Source organism: uncultured Chitinophaga sp. (assembly GCF_902168175.1).
Lineage (GTDB): Bacteria > Bacteroidota > Bacteroidia > Chitinophagales > Chitinophagaceae > Chitinophaga.
On the sequence record NZ_CABHOU010000059.1, the window covers coordinates 308,284 to 329,762 of the forward strand.

General features: G+C 44.1%; 16 protein-coding genes and 1 tRNA gene. 11 read left to right on the forward strand and 6 right to left on the reverse strand.

The window, feature by feature from the left end; all coding sequences use genetic code 11:
- Nucleotides 1–11: 11 nt before the first annotated feature.
- From QZT80_RS13380 to QZT80_RS13400, 5 genes are all read left to right on the forward strand, one after another.
- A complete protein-coding gene (locus QZT80_RS13380) occupies nt 12–1,808 on the forward strand; it encodes a serine hydrolase (RefSeq protein WP_295122555.1) in 1,797 nt (598 codons plus the stop codon).
- 120 nt (nt 1,809–1,928) lie between these two features.
- Nucleotides 1,929–3,395, forward strand: a complete 1,467-nt coding sequence (locus QZT80_RS13385) for a sodium:solute symporter (protein WP_295122557.1) — start codon at nt 1,929–1,931, stop codon at nt 3,393–3,395.
- Between the two features lie 11 nt (nt 3,396–3,406).
- Complete coding sequence (gene murQ, locus QZT80_RS13390) at nt 3,407–4,228, forward strand: N-acetylmuramic acid 6-phosphate etherase (RefSeq protein WP_295122559.1); 822 nt, start codon at nt 3,407–3,409, stop codon at nt 4,226–4,228.
- A gap of 12 nt (nt 4,229–4,240) precedes the next feature.
- Complete coding sequence (locus tag QZT80_RS13395; protein ID WP_295122561.1) at nt 4,241–7,189, forward strand: FAD-binding and (Fe-S)-binding domain-containing protein; 2,949 nt, start codon at nt 4,241–4,243, stop codon at nt 7,187–7,189.
- Nucleotides 7,190–7,537: 348 nt separating this feature from the next.
- The gene (locus tag QZT80_RS13400) at nt 7,538–8,437 is read left to right on the forward strand and encodes a hypothetical protein (protein WP_295122563.1); all 900 of its coding nucleotides are present in this window, start codon (nt 7,538–7,540) and stop codon (nt 8,435–8,437) included.
- Here QZT80_RS13400 and QZT80_RS13405 read toward each other — a convergent pair.
- Nucleotides 8,372–9,292 carry a glutamate--tRNA ligase family protein gene (locus tag QZT80_RS13405; protein ID WP_295122565.1) on the reverse strand — a complete coding sequence of 307 codons (921 nt, stop codon included), beginning with the start codon at nt 9,290–9,292 and terminating at the stop codon, nt 8,372–8,374. The genes QZT80_RS13400 and QZT80_RS13405 overlap by 66 nt on opposite strands.
- A gap of 72 nt (nt 9,293–9,364) precedes the next feature.
- Between QZT80_RS13405 and QZT80_RS13410 the strand changes: the two genes are divergently transcribed.
- The 6 genes from QZT80_RS13410 (at nt 9,365) to QZT80_RS13435 (ending at nt 18,462) form a co-directional block, all read left to right on the forward strand.
- Nucleotides 9,365–9,438: transfer RNA gene (locus QZT80_RS13410), tRNA-Asp, on the forward strand.
- 822 nt (nt 9,439–10,260) lie between these two features.
- Nucleotides 10,261–10,830: a sigma-70 family RNA polymerase sigma factor gene (locus tag QZT80_RS13415; RefSeq protein ID WP_295122567.1), complete on the forward strand. Its 570-nt coding sequence runs from the start codon at nt 10,261–10,263 to the stop codon at nt 10,828–10,830.
- A 184-nt stretch (nt 10,831–11,014) separates the two neighbouring features.
- Nucleotides 11,015–12,166 (forward strand): FecR family protein, encoded by a 1,152-nt coding sequence (locus QZT80_RS13420; RefSeq protein WP_295122569.1) that lies wholly within the window; start codon nt 11,015–11,017, stop codon nt 12,164–12,166.
- Between the two features lie 200 nt (nt 12,167–12,366).
- Nucleotides 12,367–15,693: a SusC/RagA family TonB-linked outer membrane protein gene (locus QZT80_RS13425; RefSeq protein ID WP_295122571.1), complete on the forward strand. Its 3,327-nt coding sequence runs from the start codon at nt 12,367–12,369 to the stop codon at nt 15,691–15,693.
- Between the two features lie 20 nt (nt 15,694–15,713).
- On the forward strand, nt 15,714–17,144 hold the full coding sequence (locus QZT80_RS13430) for a RagB/SusD family nutrient uptake outer membrane protein (RefSeq protein ID WP_295122573.1): 1,431 nt from the start codon (nt 15,714–15,716) through the stop codon (nt 17,142–17,144).
- A complete protein-coding gene (locus QZT80_RS13435) occupies nt 17,128–18,462 on the forward strand; it encodes a TlpA disulfide reductase family protein (protein WP_295122574.1) in 1,335 nt (444 codons plus the stop codon). The genes QZT80_RS13430 and QZT80_RS13435 overlap by 17 nt, the downstream gene beginning before the upstream one ends.
- Nucleotides 18,463–18,509: 47 nt before the next feature.
- Here QZT80_RS13435 and QZT80_RS13440 read toward each other — a convergent pair whose 3' ends face one another.
- The 5 genes from QZT80_RS13440 to QZT80_RS13455 all read right to left on the reverse strand — a co-directional run bounded on the left by QZT80_RS13440 (nt 18,510) and on the right by QZT80_RS13455 (nt 21,185).
- Complete coding sequence (locus QZT80_RS13440) at nt 18,510–18,797, reverse strand: hypothetical protein (protein ID WP_295122576.1); 288 nt, start codon at nt 18,795–18,797, stop codon at nt 18,510–18,512.
- Nucleotides 18,798–18,987: 190 nt separating this feature from the next.
- A complete protein-coding gene (locus tag QZT80_RS26725) occupies nt 18,988–19,434 on the reverse strand; it encodes a MauE/DoxX family redox-associated membrane protein (RefSeq protein ID WP_367112868.1) in 447 nt (148 codons plus the stop codon).
- Nucleotides 19,435–19,437: 3 nt separating this feature from the next.
- Nucleotides 19,438–19,929 (reverse strand): hypothetical protein, encoded by a 492-nt coding sequence (locus tag QZT80_RS13445; protein ID WP_295122578.1) that lies wholly within the window; start codon nt 19,927–19,929, stop codon nt 19,438–19,440.
- A gap of 68 nt (nt 19,930–19,997) precedes the next feature.
- Nucleotides 19,998–20,438, reverse strand: a complete 441-nt coding sequence (locus QZT80_RS13450) for a hypothetical protein (RefSeq protein ID WP_295122580.1) — start codon at nt 20,436–20,438, stop codon at nt 19,998–20,000.
- Between the two features lie 414 nt (nt 20,439–20,852).
- Nucleotides 20,853–21,185 (reverse strand): helix-turn-helix domain-containing protein, encoded by a 333-nt coding sequence (locus QZT80_RS13455; RefSeq protein ID WP_295122582.1) that lies wholly within the window; start codon nt 21,183–21,185, stop codon nt 20,853–20,855.
- Nucleotides 21,186–21,479: the final 294 nt, after the last annotated feature.

Consider the following 21,479-nt stretch of genomic DNA (forward strand, 5'->3'; position numbering starts at 1 on the left):
AACTATCAGGAATGAAGAAATACCTGGCTTTTATTCTTTGTTTAAGTTTCACGGCTACCTATGCGCAACAACATTCCACGAGCCTTGCAAAGGCGGAAGCACTGCGTAAGGCGGAACAGCAAACTGTATTGCTCAACAACAAGGCTAACCTGATACCGCTGGAAAATCTTTCCCGTTATCATGCGGCCGTACTTCATTACAACGACCGCCAGGCGCCTGTATTTGATAGTATTACAGGGCGCTATAAAGCCGTTAAAAGTTTTTATATAGATACCATTAGCAGTACAGAAAGCTTCCACGCCCTGCATGATCAACTGAAGTTTTACAACCTTGTTATCGTTCGTTTATCTTCCCTTAATACCCCCTTAATCAACTTTTTAAAACAGATAGAAAATAACCGGCAATTGATAATTGTATGCAGCGGCGCACAAAACCTGGCTTCATTGGGAGCATTTCGATCGCCGGTTATCTGGAATGAAGACGATAGCGAGATGAATGCTTCGGTGGCTGCGCAAATAATTTTTGGTGGCATGGCGGCAAGTGGCCGGCTGAAAACAGCTTACGGCTTGTTCCCTAAAGGCGCAGGCTTTACCACCAGCAAAACACGGTTGGGATACGCTTTCCCCGAATCTGTAAAACTGAACAGCGAACAACTGAACAACATCGATTCTATAGTAACTGCAGGCATTGCCGCCCATTCGGCCCCATCTGCAGTCATATTATTAGTGAAGGATGGAAAAGTAATCTTCCACAAAGCTTATGGCCACCATACCTATAACATCAGTTCCCAGGCCAGCCAGCCCGATGACATTTTCGATCTCGCATCTATTACCAAAGTAAGTGCTACCACCCAGGCCGTAATGGGGTTGTATGATAAGGGCTTACTGAAACTGGAAGACCCCATCAGCCAATATGTAACGGTTAATAAAAACATCCCCGACAAAAAAGATATTAAGATCAAAGAGGCGCTGCTGCACGAAGCGGGATATACGCCTTATATTAAGTTCTTTGAAAAACTGCAACCGGGCGATATGAGCCACGACTCTTCCGCCCTCTACCCTACTAAGGTGGCAGATGGCTATTTCCTGCGGGCAGGCTATTTTGACAGTGTAATGTGGCCCGTCACCCTGGCCTCGCCGGTGTTAACGAGGGGCAAATACGTGTACAGCGATGTAAGCATGTATATGATGAAGGAGGTGGTAGAAAACATCACCCATCAACCTTTAAACGAATACCTGGATAACGGCTTATACGCCAGGCTGGGCATGCAAACTATGGGCTACCTGCCACGCAACCGCTTTACCCGCCAGCGCATTGTTCCTACTACCGAAAACGATAACTGGTTTCGCAACATGCTGGTGCAGGGTTACGTAAACGACCCCGGCGCTGCGATGGCCGGCGGCGTGGAAGGTCATGCAGGACTATTTGCGGATGCCAATGATATGGCCATCCTGTTCCAGATGCTGCTAAATAAGGGCAGTTACGGCGGCGAAACGTTTTACAAACCAGCCACGGTGGAGCTGTTCACCTCGGGACAATCAAAAGTAAGCAGCCGGGCACTGGGCTTTGCAAGGGTGGCCGACAATCTGCCGAGCAGCAGTGGCCTCGCATCGGCCAGCTCCTTCGGGCACAGCGGTTATACAGGCACTTTTGTATGGGCCGACCCTGCTTATAATATGATCTACATCTGCCTCACCAACCGCGTGTACCCGGATGATGGAAAAACCTACGGTCCGGCGAAGGTGAACATACGTCCGCTGGCGCTGGACGTGTTTTACAAGGCGGTGTTAAACAGCCGGAAGGAATAAGGCCGGTAACAACAATTTATCATGACCGGCGTTCAGGAACATAACAGGCTATATATAAATCCTTATTCTGCTATATTTACAGGCTAAGAGACAAACTATAACAAACAACTAAATTCAATTATGTCACCAGTATTACTATTTTCTCTCGTCATTGTTTACTTCCTGATTTTACTGGTTGTAGCATGGTTTACCTCCCGTAATGCCAATAACGAATCGTTCTTTATCGGCAACCGCGGCTCCAACTGGATGCTGGTAGCCTTTGGGATGATAGGCACTTCGCTTAGCGGGGTTACTTTTGTAAGCGTACCTGGCACCGTTGGTATTGAGTCGTTCTCTTATTTTCAGATCATTATTGGTAACCTGATTGGTTATGCCGTGGTGGCCTTTGTGCTGCTGCCGGTGTACTACCGCATGAACCTTACCTCTATCTATAATTACCTGCAGGGCAGGCTGGGCTTTGCCTCTTATAAGGCAGGCGCCTCCTTCTTTATCCTGTCGCGCATACTGGGTGCTACGGCCAGGTTATACCTGGTGGTAAACATCCTGCACCTCACCATTCTTAAAAACTTTGACCTCCCCTTCTGGTTTGGGGCTTTGGTAATATTACTGATGATATTACTGTACACTTTTGAAGGCGGCGTAAAAACCATTGTATGGACCGACACCCTGCAAACCGGTTGTATGCTGATAGGCCTCATTGTTTGTGTATGGTACATCCTCAGCAACCTCGATATGAGTTTGCTGGATGGCGCAAAAGCATTGTCAGACAAAGGCTATTCCAACATATTCGTCACCGACCCGGCGAGTAAGTTTTTCTTCCTCAAACAGATCATTGCCGGGGCCTTTATATCTATCACCATGACGGGTATGGACCAGGAAATGATGCAGAAAAACATCAGCGTAAAAACATTGAAAGACTCGCAGAAGAACATGATGACCTTTGCTGTGATATTCATGGCCGTGGTACTCCTGTTCCTGTTCCTCGGTGGATTGTTACACTTGTTTGCAGAAGCAAAAGGCATTGATGCGAAAGGTGACGCGCTGTTCCCCACTATTGCTTTGCAATATATGCCAGGCGCGGTATCCATTATCTTTATTATCGCACTGATCTCCGCGCTGTTCCCCAGTGCTGATGGTGCTATTACGGCTTTAACTTCTTCTTTTTGTATAGATATTCTCGGTATACAGCGCAACCAGCAAATGACCGACAAACAGAAAAAAACCACCCGCCAGATCGTGCATCTCTCATTTGCTGCATTGTTCCTTCTTTTTGTGATGGTGTTTAAATGGATGAACAACCCCAGCATGATCGGGTTAATATTAAAGATCGCCGGTTATACTTACGGGCCGCTACTCGGCCTGTTCGCATTCGGGATTTTAACGAAGAGAAGTGTGAAGGACAAACTGGTACCTGTTATTGTGATTATATCACCCATCCTCTGTTTTATTTTAGATAAATACCAGAAACAGATATTCGGTGATTTCCAGATAGGCCTCGAACTGTTGTTTATCAACGGCCTTATTACATTCCTGGGCCTTTGGCTTATTTCCGGGAAACAAAATGAAATTGCATTACAAGGAAACTGAAAAGCCTGAACATGAAAGATTTTATAAAAATAACCGAGCAATCTTCCAACTACCGTCATTTAGAGCAGATGAGCGTGAACGAGCTGCTGAACAACATTAATACGGAAGATGCAGGCGTACCGGCGGCTGTAAAAAAGGCCATCCCCGAAATAGAAGCTTTTGTACTGGCTGCCACCGATAAAATGCTGGCCGGCGGAAGGTTGTTTTACCTGGGCGCAGGCACCAGCGGAAGGTTAGGCATTCTGGATGCATCTGAATGCCCGCCCACATATGGTGTTCCTTTTGACCTGGTAATAGGCATGATAGCAGGCGGCGACAAAGCCATCAGGAGAGCGGTGGAAAATGCGGAAGATGATATGGAGCAGGGATGGAAAGACCTGGCGCAATGGCAGATCACCGAGAAAGATGTGGTGATAGGTATAGCCGCCAGTGGCACTACGCCTTACGTGATTGGCGCGTTAAAGGCGTGCAGAGAACATAATGTGCTGACGGGCAGCATCGCCTGCAACCCCAACAGCCCGGTAAGCCAGGTAGCCGATTATCCTATCGAAGTGATAGTGGGCCCGGAATTCGTAACCGGCAGCACCCGTATGAAAAGCGGCACCGCACAAAAACTGGTGCTGAATATGATCTCTACGTCTTTAATGATCCAACTGGGACGTGTGGAAGATAATAAGATGGTGAACATGCAGCTCACCAACGATAAACTGGTAGACCGAGGCATTAAGATGCTGATGGAGAAAGCGAATATTGGCGATTACGAAAAAGCGAAAACATTACTGTTGCAGCATGGATCGGTGAAGAACGCACTGAACGCCATGAGCGGCCGGTAAAACGACAGGGATATGAATAAGGAGCTATTAGACAAAGCATTCAGTGATTTAAAACCACAGCTGGCGGGCGACCTGTTCTTCGGTACAGACAGTCTTAGCAGCACCGTGCTGATGGCCTACGCCACCGATGCCTCTGTATACCAGGAGCATCCCCTGGGCGTGGCTTTGCCCAAAAACAAAAACGATATCAGTCTGCTGATTAAGTTCAGTCAACAACATAATATTCCTTTAATCCCCCGCACGGCCGGCACCTCTCTGGCCGGACAGGTAGTAGGACAGGGACTTGTAGTGGACGTAAGCCGCTACATGAATAAAATACTGGAAGTAAATGTGGCAGAGAAATGGGTGAGAGTAGAACCCGGCATTGAAAGAGATGTGCTGAACGAACTGCTGCTGCCGCATCAATTATTTTTCGGCCCCGAAACGTCTACCTCCAACCGTGCCATGATAGGTGGCATGATCGGCAACAACTCCTGCGGTCTGCATTCTATGGTGTGGGGCGCTACGCGCGATAACCTCTTATCGGTGAACGTTGTACTCACGAATGGTGAGGAAACCGTTTTTGCAGAGATGGAAGAGGAGGAATACGCCCGCAAACGCGCGCAAACTACTTTCGAAGGACATATTTATCAATCCATACACAAACTATTATCTAATGAAGATAACCGGCAGGCCATACACGATGGCTATCCTGCAAAAGCCGTGAGGCGCAGGAATACCGGTTATGCACTGGACGCACTGGCTGATACCGTACCTTATGGCGGAACAGGCAAATTCAATCTTTCGCGCCTCATTGCAGGCAGCGAAGGCACACTGGCGTTCATCACCGAAGCCAAAGTAAAACTACTCGATTTACCACCACAGGTAAACGGCCTGGTATGTATTCACTGCAACAGTCTGCGTGAATCGTTGCTGGTCAACCTGATTGCCGTAAGACATCCTGTTACTGCATCGGAACTGGTGGATGATGTGATCATGAACTTTACCAAAGAACATCCTGAACATCAGCAGAACCGCTTCTTCATAGAAGGCGATCCGGCGGCAGTGTTAATGGTGGAGTTTATGTGTAACAGCGAAGCGGATCTCATCTCCCAAACCAACAGTTTTATTCATGAAGTAAAAGGAGCAGGACTGGGATATGCGTACCCGTTATTACGCGGCCCGGAAATCAACAAAGCCTGGAACCTGCGTAAAGCAGGACTGGGTCTTTTACGCAACATCAAAGGTGATGCGCAACCTGTAAACCTTATTGAAGATTGCGCCGTGGCCCCTGAAGTACTGCCCGACTACATTGCCGATGTACAGGAGATGCTGGCCAACCTTAACCTCCGCGCATCTTACTACGCACACGCAGGTGCAGGCGAATTACACGTTGAGCCCATCATCAACCTTAAAAGTGATGAAGGCCGCATCGTATTCCGCACCGTACTGGCCAAAACAGCCGAAATCGTAAAAAAATATAAAGGTTCTCTTAGCGGAGAACATGGGGATGGCCGGCTGCGCGGTGAGTTTATTGGTTTTATGCTGGGCGAAAAATGTTACGACCTCTGTAAACAGGTTAAAGGCATCTGGGACCCTGCGAAACTCATGAACCCGGGCAAGATCGTAGACACACCGCCCATGGACACCGCTTTCCGTTTTAAGAAACTTCCGGAAGGCCCTGGCATTAAAACACATTTCGATTTTACTGAACAGGGTGGCATCCTGTCGCTGGCCGAGAAATGTTCCGGCTCCGGCGACTGCCGCAAAACACAGTTTGCAGGCGGCACTATGTGCCCCAGTTACATGGCCACCCGTTTCGAAAAAGATACCACCCGTGCGCGCGCCAATGTTTTGCGCCAGTTCCTGTCGCGGGACAATTCTTCGCAGGCATTTAACCACGAGGAAATCCATCACGCCATGGACCTCTGCCTTTCCTGCAAAGGTTGTAAAGCAGAGTGCCCATCGAGTGTAGACGTGTCGAAGTTAAAAGCCGAATACCTGCAACAGTACTACGATTTAAATGGTACGCCCCTGAAAGCCCGTATGATCGGTGAGTTCCCGGCTTTAAACAAACTGGCCAGCATAGCACCCGGCCTCTACAATTTTGCTTTTGGCAATAAGGTTATTTCGGGCATGCTTAAAGGGATGATGAATATGGCACAGGAGCGTGAAGTACCTGCCATGCACGCTTTCACTTTAAAGTCGTGGTATAAAAAATTCCGCCGCCAGCAACAGGGCAACACATTTACATCAAAAGTCTATTTCTTTTGTGATGAGTTCTCCAACTATAATGATGTTACGATCGGCATCCGTTGCATAGAACTGCTGACGGCACTTGGATATGAAGTAATTATCCCCGACCATATCGAAAGCGGCCGCACCCATCTTTCGAAAGGATTAGTGAAAAGGGCCAAAACAATTGCCGCTAAAAATATAGAGCTGCTGTCGTTCATCATCGACAGCCCCTACCCGCTTATTGGCACAGAACCATCAGCCATCCTCACTTTCAGGGATGAGTACATCGATCTGCTAGTCGGAGAGCAAAAGGAAAAAGCCAAACGTTTAGCCGCGAAGGTGATGCTATTCGAAGAGTTCATGGCCGCGGAAATAGACAAGGGTAATATTCCTAAAGAACGTTTCCGGGCAGATAAACGTAAGGTGGTGATTCATGGTCACTGCCACCAGAAAGCACTATCATCGGTGAACTTCGCACAAAAGGTATTGTCCTGGCCCGCGAACTACGAAGCCTCCGTGATCAACTCCGGTTGCTGCGGCATGGCAGGCTCTTTCGGTTTCGATAAAGATCATTACGCAACATCCATGAAGATAGGCGAGCTCGTGCTGTTCCCCACTGTACGCCAGCAGGCGCAGGATGTGATCGTAGCGGCTCCCGGCACCAGTTGCCGGCACCAGATAAAGGATGGTACGGGCAGGGAGGCTCAGCATCCCGCCGAAATACTGTTCGAAGCTTTAGTGTAAATTATGCGCAACGCACTGCATAGTACCGCCGTAACCGTAAAGGTGCGGCGGTTTTCTTTTAATATATACCGGGATAATATCCGGCTTAGCAGCTTATTGTCTACATGTTGATGTAGGAAAGGTGTAGGATTTATGCAGGAATGATGTAGGATAACAGCGGGAATAGTAACAATGAGGATAAGATGAATACAAGGGAAGCACCAAACATACAAGCTACTGATTATTATATCATTACAAGCTAAATACGACAATTACGACAAAAACGACACGCAATTTGGCGAGCCTCCCCACAGCATCTATTTTCGTATAAAGGGCGGCCTCGTAAAAGCGCTCTCTTACACCACAACAATGACAAATAAACAATTGAGAAGAAAGATCGAAGAAACCCTCGCCGGCCTCGTAGTAGTGAGGACCGTAGATGGTTTGAAGGTGCGTCGCAAGCGCGGCCCCAAACGCGAGCAGGTACTGAATGCGCCCGAGTTTGAAGGCTCGCGCGGAAGCCTGGGCGACTTCGTAGCAGCAAGCAGATCGGCGAAGTTGTTGCGTAATTCACTCCGCGAAAGCCTGCTGAAAGTAGATGACAGAGGGATGTATAACCGCCTTACCAGCACCGTGTGTAAAGTATTGAAGGCAGACCTGCGGCATGCTGCCGGTTCAAGACGCATTTCGGATGGTGAGCCCGGCCTCTTAAAGCAGTTTGAATTCAATGCAAAGAGTGCATTAGGCACCACATTGCTCGCGCCGCATCGCACAACCATCAATAAGCTTACGGGCGAAGTAGTGGTAGATGTGGCCTCCTTTAACGCCAGTAAACTTGTATATGCGGCGCCTGGCGCCACGCACTTCATATTACACGCTTCCGCATCCACAGTCGATTTCGACAACATGCGTTATCACAACGCCTACCAGGAATCAGCGCTGATACCCGTAGATGCCATGACTACAGGCAATATTCAATTCAATATGCAGCTACCGGCCGGAAGCAGTTTGCCCACGTTCGTCGCGTTTGGAATATACTTTGTGCAGCAGATGCATGGTGTAACCTATCCGTTGATGAATAACAGTTATAATGCATTGCTGTTAACCGCTGTTGATAATGAGAAAGTGGTGAAAGATGCCCCAGCGACTGAAATCAAAGAGGTGGCTTTACAGCCTCCAACAAAGCCCGGGTTAAAGACATTCTTAGGGCCGGTAAACCGACTCGCGGGCCGAATGATTTCCCGGCGCGACAGGACTGGCGATGGATAGCAGCCATTGGCCCAGCTCCTCCCAGTTAACGGCAGATTGACCACCCAGCCTATTTGCGATCATGGTGTATACATCGGCAGCGCTTTTACCTTCGTTCCGCAGGAACTGGATAGAAGTAGATCCCGCAGACTTCGACAATTTACCGCCATCCTTTTCCAGTAAAAGGGGATGATGATAGAATTGGGTTTGATGAAATGTGTTGCCAGGCAGTAAAGATGATAAATACAATTGCGCCAGCGTTGAGTTCCAAAGGTCGAGCCCCCGCACAATAAGATCGATACCAAAGTGCTGATCATCGATGACGGAGGAGAGTTGGTAAGCCGGGTAACCATCCTTTTTACGAACAACAAAGTATTGCATATCGGCTGGCAAAACATCCTGCTTATCTCTTATTGTGATAGCCCGGTTATCCGTAATTAACCGCCAGCTTACGCCATCCGTATCCAGCGGAATGTTTTTATGCAGGCAGGTACCCGGATAAGCGCCATTCGTGCTTTGCCGTGCTATTTGTGCCCGCGAGCAGTTACAGGCGAATACGTAAGGGCGTAGTTGTTCCAGCGCGGCGTTGTACAGGTACAGACGATGGAGTTGGGAGAAGTCAGATTGATATTCATCGAAGCTTTTTGGCCCCTCCGCCCACGGGATATCCAAAAACTCCAGGGTGTCAAAGATGTCCTGTATGTATTCAGGCGCTGCCCGATCGCGATCAAGATCATCGATGCGGAGCATCGTGGCAGCTTTCGTTTGTTTGGCGAGCGTAGCAGTAATAGCAAACGAGAGGATGTTACCCAGGTGGAGATATCCACTGGGCGTAGGGGCGATTCTTGTTTTTTTATAAACTGCCGGCACTGCCATCAATTAAATTTAGGCAAAGATTTGTTTTTTTGAATGATTTGTCCATATATTTGCAGCCCGGAATTACGGAATGGATCGGTAGTTCAGTCGGTTAGAATGCCGCCCTGTCACGGCGGAGGTCGCGGGTTCGAGTCCCGTCCGGTCCGCAAAAAGGCGCTGAGAGATCAGTGCCTTTTTCGTTTTTATGTGATCACGGGAATAACGTGTCCTGTCATCCCCACAGGACTGTTTTGATGAGCCTGAGCCCCTCTGCTCTGCAAACGAAACAAATATCCCAAAGTATAGAATCCATCACAGCCGTTTTCTAAATAATTGTATCCGTAAAAACGAGTGTACATTATCACTTACTTGTTGTAACAATCCTACACCTATGCAAACATCGCCTCTTTGAATCCGAAATTCAAATAGCGCAATAACAGTCAGGAAGTTAAGCACGCTCATCTGGGGTAAACATCTCTGAAAAAAATCTCGTCGACGACGCGGCGGGAGTACTCCTATTACACCATGCACCACGAAATACTTACCGCGCAAACAAAATATTTTTGAAAATTAAAAATCTGCCCTTATCTTACCTATTAAGGGCAGGGAATTGAACCAATTTCCGGTTAGTGTTGTTTAAATTATAACCTAATTAAAAAGCCTCCTTCGGGGATATAAAATGAATGTTCGAGTAAACGCAGAATAGCTGGGGTACACTTGTTTATTGTTAACAGATCGCAAATGACCTTCAAAACTGGCTGCAACTGATGGCCGGAAGGATGAGATTTCTTATCTTTCCTGTAGCAGTAATATTTTCGGTGATCTACCGTCCAACCAACAGACGGCCAATCATGCCCGATTTGTCCTTTTAGTTTGAGACCTTCTCCCAATTTGCTATTGACACTGAAACATGTTTACATTTAATTGAACTTCTATTTACATTTATTTATAACATGTTGTAGCTTTTGTCGCTACGATTACCAAGGGCTATGAACGAATACAATCGCTTAACAGATGAGAATTTATGGGAACTGGTGAAAACCGGCTCCGATCATTCTGCATATGCGGAGTTGTATGACCGTTATTTCGTTAAGCTGCGGCGTTTTGTCACGGCATCCCTGAAAGATGATGATACCGCTAACGATATTGTGCAGGACCTGTTTCTTTACCTGTGGATGAAACGCGATGAAATCGATATCCATTTTAAAGTTGCTAATTTTCTTTACCGCGCTTCACTTTTTCAATTACTTAAGACGAAACGCAAAAGTAAGGTCGTCCAAACATACATCCAGCACTTTCAAAAGTTCTATGAAGAAGGGCATTTTAGTACTGATAATATAGTCGCGGTGAAGGAGACTACGGAAACGATGGAACGCGCATTAAAAAACATGAGACCAAAAACTAAAATGGTTTTTGAATCGAGTCGTTTTGCAAACATGCAGAACGGTCAGATCAGCGAGTACTACGGCATACCAAAAAATACCGTCAAACATTTGCTCAAAGAGGCTTTGAGAGTCATGCGCGACTTCGGCCTGAAAGCAAATTCATGGTTCTGGTGACAATATAAATTCCATTAGCTTTTGACACTTCACTCAATAAATACAGGCCAAAAAATGGCCTGCTATTGTCTTTTTGCGTTTATACGGCAACGTTATAAAAAAATAATGAAAATTTTACACCCGCCCCCCCATACTAAGGGTACCTAATAAGTATGAGGGCAATTGTATCTCTAAACTAAAGCAGATGGATGAACGTGAATTGGCAGACTTACTGAAACGTTACAAAAACGGCAAATGCAGCCCTGAAGAAGTAGCGTTGGTAGAATCAATCATCTTTCCCGGTGATGATCAGGAAATAAAAGATCAGACGCAAGCGGAATTGGATGATAAAGCGGCCGTGTGGCATAACCTGAACGAACTTACCCAGCGCCAACCAAAGCGTGGTGGTATATACCGGGTATTACCTTATGCTGCCGCTGCTGCTGTAATTATCGGAGCCATCATCGTCTTTGCAACCAAACAAAATCCTTCAGTCAAGGAAAATAATCAAATTGTACGGATCAATGACGTAGCCCCCGGCACAAACCGGGCTACGCTCAAGCTGGCAGACGGAAGTGTGGTAGACCTGGAGCAACAGGCAAACGGAAAGATAGCCACTCAGGGAGACGCTCAAATCCGGAAGTCAGGCTCCGGAAAACTGATTTATGCGTCAGACGCCGAATTAGCATCGAAGACAGGTTCTCCAGTCTTTAATACACTCACCACACCTAAGGGAGGCCAATACGAACTTACCTTACCCGATGGAACGAAAGCATGGCTGAATGCCGCATCTTCTATTTCATTTCCCACCAATCTAGGCAGCAGCGCAACGCGGGAACTGTCTATAACCGGCGAAGTTTATTTTGAAGTCGCCAGGGATCAATCCAGGCCCTTCAGGGTAAGTTCAGCGACCCAAACTGTAGAGGTATTGGGCACACACTTTTCGATAAATTCCTACGCAGATGAACCACAAGTAAAGACTTCTCTTCTTGAAGGTTCTGTACGCATCACTCCACATACACTTGCTTCCGGCATCGTTCTCAAGCCCGGTCAGCAAGCACTTTTAAACCAAAACAAAAAGATTGAAATTGTTCCGGTAGATGAATCTGAGATCGCCTGGAAAAATGGGCTGATCCGCGTTCGCAATGCGGACCTGAAAACCGTCATGCGCCAGCTTGCCCGCTGGTATGACCTGGAAGTAGTTTATCAGGGGCAAATTTCTAATGAATCAATCAACGCCGCAGTACCCCGCAACAGCCGCCTTGCCACCGTGCTGGAACTTTTATCGGGTATAGGTGTTGAATTTAAAATCGAACAAACAGCAACAGGCAAAAAAATTATTGTCCAGGGAAACTAACAGACCGTATCAAACGAAGAACAAAAAAATAGCCGTAAACCAGTACAACCAGAAAGGAGGAGTCAAAAAAATAAGAACCGTAAAAAACCGCGTGAAACTATATGAACCCCGGATGCGATCCTACTCGCACCCAGGGTGGTAGTTTTGGCGTAAATCATCCCTAGCAGGAAACATTTATTCACCAACGACAAAACAAAAGTATGAAAAAATCTACTCACAAGAGTGGAGCATGGAGGCCGTTTGCCTATAACAGGCGCATTTTTTCAACCAATATCATTATGCGTATCCAGCTTCTTTTCTTAATCATGCTGATGGCAGCGATGCATGCATCTGGCTCTGCCAAAGGGCAATCAGTAACTCTTTCCGTAAAAAAGACCCCGCTGGTAAAAGTCTTCGACCAGATAGAGACACAGACCGGCTACTATTTCAATTATAAAACAGAAACCGTTGACGACCTTACGTTAACTATTGAGTTGCAGAACGTCACTCTGCAGCAAGCATTAGATGCTTGTTTTAAAAACCTGCCAATAACTTATAAAATTTCCGAACGCGTTATAATCGTTAAAAGGAAGGCTCAGCAGAACGGCCAGGAAGCGCCTGAAGCAACACGTATACCACCAGTAACAATCACGGGAACGATCACAAACGAGAAGGGTGAGCCTTTCCCTGGGGTTACGGTAAGGGTTAAAAGAACCGACATTGGAACAGTTACAGACGAACAAGGCCGATATTCTATTATGGCAAATCGGGGAGCAACACTTGTTTTCACCTACATTGGTTATCAGCCTAATGAGGTATTAATAACAAACGGCCAGACAGAAATCAGCTTCGCATTATTGGAAAATCCCAACCAGTTAAAGGAAACGGTCATAAAGGGATATTATACTACTACTAAAGAATTAAACACAGGCACAGTAACCTCAGTAAAAGCGCAGGATATCAAGCGACAGCCTGTTAGCGACCCCTTGCTAGCATTGCAAGGACGGGTGCCAGGTCTGGTCGTACAGCAACTAAGTGGTGTACCGGGCAGGCAAGTTAGAATACGTCTGAGAGGTCAGAACAGCCTTGAAAACGGCAATGATCCGTTGTTTATCATTGATGGAATACAAGTCACGTCAAATTCCATGAATTCAGTTAGTAATAGCTTGCCGTTAAGTGCGGGTGGTGTGGCAAGTCCGTTTAACTACTTAAATCCAGCTGATATTGAGAGTATTGAAATATTGAAGGATGCAGACGCAACTGCCTTGTATGGTAGTAGAGGAGCAAACGGAGTAATACTAATTTCCACAAAGAAAGGTGCGACAGGGAAAACACAAGTAGACGCGCGTGTATATTCCGGAATGGGAAAGGCGGATCGTCGAGTGAATTTTATGGATAACGTCGAATACCTGAAGACTAGAAGACAAGCGTTTTTAAATGACAACGCACAGGTTGAGCTTTATGATTATGATCTAAATGGAACCTGGGACACGACTCGTAACATGGATTGGCAGAAATACTTTATTGGAAACTCTGCACCACTCACCGAAGCGTCTTTAAGCATTTCTGGCGGAAATCAACATACTGTTTTCAGGATTGGGAGTACCTATCGAGACGAAAAAACCATTTTTCCAGGAGATTTTTCTGCTGCAAAGACAGCAGTACAGTTAAGCTTGGATCATCATGCACTTAACGATAAGTTAACTATATCCATAAATACATCATACCTAAATAGCACTAATAAAATACCCACATTTGGTATCGAGAAATACATTACTGTATCTCCAGTCGCTCCAAAACTTTACAACGAAGACGGTTCTATCAATTGGGAAAATTCAACATGGGAGAATCCGTTAGGACCATTACAAAAAAGTGCAAAGGAGGTGGCCAAAAATCTCATTAGTAATTTCAACATCAGCTACAACATCATTGGTGGTCTATCATTTAAAAGCAGCTTCGGGTACAATAAGACAGATTTCAATCAGGTTAATTTAACGCCGTGGGCGTCGTATGACCCTAGTACAACTTTTATTACGGCAGCGGATGGACGAAGTCATGAAATACTAAATAGTAAAATCGAATCGTGGATAGTAGAACCGCAATTAGCCTTCACTTCAAAGCTTATTTTCGGAAAGCTCGACGCTCTGATAGGGATGTCGCTTCAAAGTACCTCAAGTGATTATCTAGGCTTAATTGCTTATGGCTTTAATAGTGATGCAACGCTTAGATCATTTGCAGCGGGTTCGTCAATAAACAGTGTTGGAGCCATGAGTAGTGAATATAAATATCAGGCTCTATATGCGCGTCTTGGTTACTCGTTGGGCGATAAATATGTGCTCAACCTCACTGGACGAAGAGATGGAAGCAGCAGATTTGGTCCGGCACGTAGGTTTGGCAACTTTGGTGCAATAGGTGCCGCATGGATTTTTTCAAAAGAACCATTTGCTAAAAACAACTTTCCCTGGCTTTCTTTAGGAAAAATCCGTTCGAGCTATGGCACTACGGGTAATGATCAAATAGGCGATTATAATTTCTTAGATACCTACGTGGTTTACGCAACCCAGTATCAGAACAACACAAGTATGACACCTACCCAACTTACCAACCCTCTTTATGGCTGGGAAAGAGTCAATAAGTTGGAATTGGGTTTAGAACTTGGTTTTATTGCTAACAGACTATCTATCAACTTTGACTATTACCGGAATAGAACAAAAAATCAGCTAGTCTTATATGGACTACCGTCTGTTGCAGGTTTTCCAAATGTTAGAGCCAATTTGCCAGCTGTAGTGCAGAATAGCGGCTTTGAAATAGGAATTGATTGCATTAACATTGACAGTAAAAGATTCTCTTGGAGCACAAATGTCAATTTAACTATTCCCAAAAACAAACTAGTATCATACCCCAATTTGGAGGCTTCAACCTATGCTAGAAAATTCGTTGTCGGCGAGCCAATAAACTCTCTTTCGTTTTTATACGAATATACTGGAAAAGACTCCAACACTGGCCTTTATACGTTTACTGATCTAAATAACGATGGTAAAATCACGACCGCATTTGATCGACTTCCATACTTTATTGGTCAAAAATATTATGGTGGAATTCAAAACAATATAAAGTTTGATAGGTTCGAACTTGACTTTCTCTTTCAGTTTACTAAACAGAATGGGAATGCATACATAATGAATGGAGTTCCAGGCTTGATGAATGGCGGCCTTGGAAATCAGCCAATTGTGAGTGATTTCACCGAAGCTATACCACCCTACACTCAGGCCAACACGGATATCATTAACGGAATCTCGTTATTGAATTCCAGCAATGGAACATTATCGGACGCGTCTTTTATTAGGCTGAAAAATACATCGCTATCTTATCAGATTAATATGGGTCAGAGGCTGCAAAGATTCGTAAAAAGCGGTAAAATATTCCTGCTGTCTCAGAATCTTTTTACGATAACGAAGTATAATGGATTTGATCCAGAAAGGCCACTTAATGGTGTTATAATCCCCCCCTTAAAAATGTTTACTGCGGGAATAAATGCGACTTTCTAATATAAACTAAAGTGAAAATTATGAAAATTATTATATATACGGCGTTAATCTTTTTCGTACTTCAAGGCACATCCTGCGAAAGCTTTGTCGAGGTTGATGCACCCAAAGAACGGCTAATTACAAAGACAGTCTTCAACAACAATGAGACCGCTATATCAGCAATGACTGGACTGTATGCAAATATGATGCAGATCGGCTTTCCACTTTCTTACAATATATCTCTCTATACTGGTTTATATTCTGACGAACTCGAATATAAGCAGAATAGTGTTCCTGTTCAGTCATTGTATAAATATTCATTAAATGAGAAGGATGCGCTTACAAATACATTATGGTCGAACGGATACAATTTCATTTACCAAAGTAATAGTATTATTGAAGGCCTAAAGAGATCGACTGAAATTACGGCATCTCTAAAGTCGCAACTTCTAGGTGAGGCATTATTTTTTAGAGCTTTCTGGCACTTTTACCTATGTAACCTGTATGGTGATATACCGTTAGTTACGTCGACAAACTACCAAGAAAATTCAAAGCTTCCTAGAACTTCTGCACAGAAAGTCTTTGATCAGATCGAACTTGATTTACTAAGCGCAAAAACGCTTCTGTCCCCAAAATATGTGAGTGCTAACTCAGTCGACGAATCTGCGGATCGCATAAGAGTCAATGTTTTCACATGCGCTGCATTATTATCTAGATTGTATTTGTTTCAAGAAAAATGGCAAAAGGCCGAAACTGAGTGTACCGATATCATTAACAGTGGCCTTTATTCACTTGAAAAGGTTGGCAATGTTTTCAAAAGAAAAAGCAGCGAGCCGATCCTGCAATTGGAACTTCCCCAAGGTGCTATTAATAATTCCTTTGAAGCCAATTATTTTACAATAAAGGCCAAGCCGAGTTTAACTTCTACGTTTCGATCTACATCAATAACGGGTACCCTTTTAGAAGCCTTTGAAGCGACGGATTTAAGAAGAATTAACTGGATTGGAACGTATACTGATGCTTCGTTGATTCCCAATGTGAAATATTTTTTCCCGAGTAAATATAAATCTACAGCAAGTCCGGCGGACGAGTATACTGTCTTATTTCGACTAGCTGAAACCTACCTAATAAGGGCAGAAGCACGAACCCAATTAAATAACCTGAGTGATGCAATTAAAGACCTAGATCAAACGAGAAAGCGTGCCAACATTAATCTTATTGGCGACATCAGCCCTAATATCGGTCAGAATGCATTGCTGGACAGCATCTTCAGGGAAAGACAAAGAGAACTTTTCTGTGAGTGGGGAATTAGGTGGTTAGACATTAGAAGATCGATATCTTCGGATGATCTAATGAAGACAATAGCTGCTCGTAAAGGCATCGTTTGGTCCCCCAATTGGTCAGCATGGCCAATTCCTTTAAACGATATATTAAACAACAGAAATTTAATTCAAAATGAGGGATACAATTAGTTTTGTCTGGAGAGTGTCGGGCCATTTGCTTCTACCTTTTCTTATGCTTTTGAGTGGGCCTCAAACTGCTGTCGGTCAATATCAAGACTATCCTGAGATAAACAAAAACGTCCCTGAATTTGTCTTGAATAACGTAGAAAATTCTAAAACTAGCACTATTTCGTCCGAAGACTTGGAAGGGAAGTATTACATTCTTGATTTCTGGGCGACAAGCTGCGGGACATGCGTATCTAGTTTTCCTAAAATGAATGAAATACAAGAACAGTATAAGGAGAAGATTAAAATTATACTTGTCGGTCTTGAAGAAAAAAACAGGGATGTAAAGAAATTCTATAATATCTATAAAAATAGATTTCGCTTAAATCTTACATCCAGCTATGATTCTTCTGCATTTAGAAAATTTGTCCATTTTGGAGTACCTTTTTTAGTTTGGGTAGATAACAATGGAATTGTTCGGGCAGTCACTACAACCGCTGATGCGAATCCCGAAAATATACAGAAGTTTATTAGCGGTAAGCATTTCGAATTTCGTGATATCAGTTTTAAATCAAGGAAATCAGAGAAGAGGATCGACCCGCTGCAACCTCTGTTAATCAACGGTAACGGTGGTCAGGATACGGATTTTCAATTTAGGTCTATTCTTGCGGAATGGAAGCCTGGAATGGGAATATCGTCATTGCCAGACATTGATTTTTATAGTTCGCTTCAGGTGGGGCGATATCAAGCCGTGGCCGCGTCTCTTTTTAAGCTTTACAAAGTTGCATACTTTGGCAGTTTCATGACCCCGTCGGAAATCTACCATTGGCCGATTCTTAATCTTAAGGACTCTTCTCTTTTCTCAGGTGAAGGTGCTCGAAAGGTGCTTTATAATTATGGGTTAGAGGTTCCGCTGGCTCGAGCTAACAGAAGCGAGCTAATGCGAATGATGCAAAACGACCTCCGAAACTACTTTAATTTTACAGTTAAGATCGTTGATAGAGAGGTAGAATGTTATAAACTTGTCGTGATAGATCATCAAAAGGCTGAAAAAATAACAAAAGCAGCGGGACCCCCAGAAAGCAGTTGGAGTGCAGAAAAACAAGTTAATATATTTAACAATATACCAATCTCGTACGTCGCTGATGTCTTAGTGCACAAGATAGGAATCGCGAGGGCATTTTCTTACAATGATACAGGAATAACAGGTAATGTTTCTTTAACTATCGAAGCGGACATTACTAACATCGACAGCATTAGGATCGGTCTTAAGAAAATTGGCCTTGATCTTGTGAATGGAAGAAAAATGATGAAAGTGTTAGTAATTAGCGATGACAAATAGATTATACATCAAGGCCAGAACTTCTGGCCTTGATGTAGATAGAATAGTTATTCTGCTTTTGTATAAGGCTGCAAACAACCTTGCGCTGGATTTGCTTTAGGCGCAGCATAGATCTGAGTAATCAGACTGGGAACTCCTGTTGCATCTGGATCAACAAGAACGTCATTACAAAACGCTTCGCCTGGTTCGCAAATTTCGGCTTGTGCAGGGAGACAAACGCCGCTTGTATTTTGATACCATACGGCAGTGAAAGTTGTATTTTTCGCTGTTGCAAAAGCACCGATAGAAGCGATCAGACATACTGCAGCTCCAAAAATTAATTTTGAACGGTTCATAATCTTCTATTTTTTGATTGTAAGTAATTTTTCCTACTCTATCTAAGGTTTTCGGATTCCCCTTATACGCGTAATATTTTTATGAATTTTAAGCAAATGGACGGACTGACATACTTTGGTAATAGAATTCTATAGCACTCAAGGCTTTCGTTTTTTTGAAAATCTAAGCTCTCAGCCAGGATGTTGGCACTTATTGCCTCGCGAAACTCCTAAACTGGTTATTCTCATTCGAGGGTTCTTTTTTCGTCAAGTGCAAGCCAACTGCAGCCAACATCGTAAAGAAAATGTTAAAAATAAGATGTTGGGGCCAGCTTAGTTGCCTAATGATACCACCGCATGTGCAGGGCAGATCTGATGCATAGATGAGCACATAGGCTACATATGCGGTGAATATTAGCATCAGTACAAACGAAAACCATAGGCCTTTTCGCAATGTTTTATCGAATAGTAATAAACCTGCTGCCAACAATTCCAAACCTGGAACCAGTAAAGAAATCGGTAGTGCAAACCGGCCTAAATCTGGAGACCTCCTAAGATCATACAGATAGATATTGTATGTAAACCACTTTGATAGTGCTGTGTAAACAAATAGAAGGATAAATGCATAACCGATAATTTGGACAAATTTCTTATTCATGTTTTACAGTTTGTGATTTACAATTGTCGTAAACTTTTGCATATCGGGCTTGCCGGAGAAAACTTCCCGGACTATCTTATCATTGTTGAGAACAACTGTTAATGGAGTTGACCTTATTTTGAAATGCTTTGGGATGGCTCGAGTAGTATCAATTCCTATCGTTATGTTTCGACACGTATCCAACCGAAGGTGGTCGTGGAAAACCATCATATCCTGATAGGAGTACTTCGTTACCAAATAAAAGTCTACGGCGGCAAACTTATCCATGTTTGCAAGGATATATTCAGTTTCCTCCTGACAATCTCTGCATGCTGGATCAAACCAGATGATAACAGAAGTTTTACCGAAAGGAATGTCTTTTGAATGAAAGACATTGTTGCTGCCAGGCAATGTCATTGAGAAATTTGGAATAGTCAGCGGATACTCTGGGTTTTTACAGCCAAGTATTGCAGATAGTAAAATGTAGGAGACTAATAGCAAATATTTGAAATTCATTGCCTATCATTTAAAAGGGCTCAACGATAATTCACTAAATTGACGACGAAACCAGTTTTGGCGGATAATTAAACTGTTGAATGAAAGACATAACGCCGGGACTTGGACAAGTGAGTCGCATATAAACACCCTCCTAATAGCGCGTCTGTATCCATTCCTGAATTTGGAAAACCTATGGTTACATTTACCGGAAGCTTTTCCAATCTTTTAAAGTCTTTTGCATTTTTGGGAAAGACCATGATAAAAGAGATAGGACAAGTATCCGGCTCTACGCTAAGGAAGATTGCCCGAACCCTTCTTAGCATTGGCATTACCTTCCTCTTCAGCGGTACATAATCCTCAGGATAGGCCATCACCTGCAGCCACCATCCCGTTCGGCTATTTCCAAACTGTTGTTCCATTTCAGGTGAGTCAGCGCCATAGAGTTTCCGCCATTTTTGGATGATGCGACTTGAGGATTCGAGGGCTTTCTGAGCCTTGTTTTCTGGAATAGTTGTTACTATATTCATCGGGAACCTTTCCTTTTAATCAGCAGATATCAATTAGGGCTAAAATATACCGGGCACGTATGCCCGGTATGGACAAACTTCCGTGATCTAAAGCTATTTATAATGAAGCCAATGTTGTATAAGGGTAAATTGGGCATGCCATCACGGCAACCTTCAAAGGTTTAATCTCAGATGCCGTATGCTATAGGTAGATCAGATGCATCTGTTAGGCAGCAGTGCATGTGTTATTGTCATTAAGCTTATTTTATGGTTACGGGCTAAAGGCTAATCTATCAATGCGTATTTAACGTGAGGGCTAATCTTACTCTTTCAGGATAACGTTTTTCGTTGTGTCTTTGTTTCTGTATGCAAATTAAAACTTCATTTTTTATCTGACAAAAAAACACGCATACATTTTAAACTTTGTTGACCGCATTATTTTTGCGCAGTGCAATCTGAAGGTACCGCACCTTTAATGCGATGATAAGCCCTGGTGAAACTGCTGGTATTACTGTATCCTAATCTCAAGGCCACCTCCTTTATTCTTACACCTGATTGCAATAACTTGTCTGCATAACACATGGCCTGATGTGCTTTGAATTCTCCAATCGATACCTGGAAAAGAAACCTGAAACTGTTATTGAGTTTGGTACTGCCCATACCTGTGAATTTGATGAGATCTTTCGTATCATGCCTGCCGGTAGGGTTGTTAGCCAGCATTTCGCGCAGCAAATGGAGCTGTCGGCATTCTTCTTTGGTTAAGTTCATGGTTATCATTTTATATGAACAATGAAAACGTAACGTAGAACGGATTTTCAAAAATAGTACAGTCTACTGTATCGCGACTTCAGTAACCATTCCGATTTTTCGCTTAAACTCATGGCCAGGGTTAGGCGTTCTGACCATACCTTGCATCAATACTATACCGCATCGCAAAAAAAATCCCGCTACCGAAGCAGCGGGACCATTCCTATATTCATCATCTACTCTAAAAAAATTATTGCGCGCCCTGCCCTGCCTGCATTGGCCAGCCTGGATTCTGATAAATCGGTGAGGTAGAAA

Bases quoted from the DNA above. Each gene is read 5' to 3' on its own strand.
- QZT80_RS13380 (WP_295122555.1), top strand. From the start codon at position 12: ATGAAGAAATACCTGGCTTTTATTCTTTGTTTAAGTTTCACGGCTACC.
- QZT80_RS13385 (WP_295122557.1), top strand. From the start codon at position 1,929: ATGTCACCAGTATTACTATTTTCTCTCGTCATTGTTTACTTCCTGATT.
- murQ (WP_295122559.1), top strand. From the start codon at position 3,407: ATGAAAGATTTTATAAAAATAACCGAGCAATCTTCCAACTACCGTCAT.
- QZT80_RS13395 (WP_295122561.1), top strand. From the start codon at position 4,241: ATGAATAAGGAGCTATTAGACAAAGCATTCAGTGATTTAAAACCACAG.
- QZT80_RS13400 (WP_295122563.1), top strand. From the start codon at position 7,538: ATGACAAATAAACAATTGAGAAGAAAGATCGAAGAAACCCTCGCCGGC.
- QZT80_RS13405 (WP_295122565.1), bottom strand. From the start codon at position 9,292: ATGGCAGTGCCGGCAGTTTATAAAAAAACAAGAATCGCCCCTACGCCC.
- QZT80_RS13415 (WP_295122567.1), top strand. From the start codon at position 10,261: ATGAACGAATACAATCGCTTAACAGATGAGAATTTATGGGAACTGGTG.
- QZT80_RS13420 (WP_295122569.1), top strand. From the start codon at position 11,015: ATGGATGAACGTGAATTGGCAGACTTACTGAAACGTTACAAAAACGGC.
- QZT80_RS13425 (WP_295122571.1), top strand. From the start codon at position 12,367: ATGAAAAAATCTACTCACAAGAGTGGAGCATGGAGGCCGTTTGCCTAT.
- QZT80_RS13430 (WP_295122573.1), top strand. From the start codon at position 15,714: ATGAAAATTATTATATATACGGCGTTAATCTTTTTCGTACTTCAAGGC.
- QZT80_RS13435 (WP_295122574.1), top strand. From the start codon at position 17,128: ATGAGGGATACAATTAGTTTTGTCTGGAGAGTGTCGGGCCATTTGCTT.
- QZT80_RS13440 (WP_295122576.1), bottom strand. From the start codon at position 18,797: ATGAACCGTTCAAAATTAATTTTTGGAGCTGCAGTATGTCTGATCGCT.
- QZT80_RS26725 (WP_367112868.1), bottom strand. From the start codon at position 19,434: ATGAATAAGAAATTTGTCCAAATTATCGGTTATGCATTTATCCTTCTA.
- QZT80_RS13445 (WP_295122578.1), bottom strand. From the start codon at position 19,929: ATGAATTTCAAATATTTGCTATTAGTCTCCTACATTTTACTATCTGCA.
- QZT80_RS13450 (WP_295122580.1), bottom strand. From the start codon at position 20,438: ATGAATATAGTAACAACTATTCCAGAAAACAAGGCTCAGAAAGCCCTC.
- QZT80_RS13455 (WP_295122582.1), bottom strand. From the start codon at position 21,185: ATGAACTTAACCAAAGAAGAATGCCGACAGCTCCATTTGCTGCGCGAA.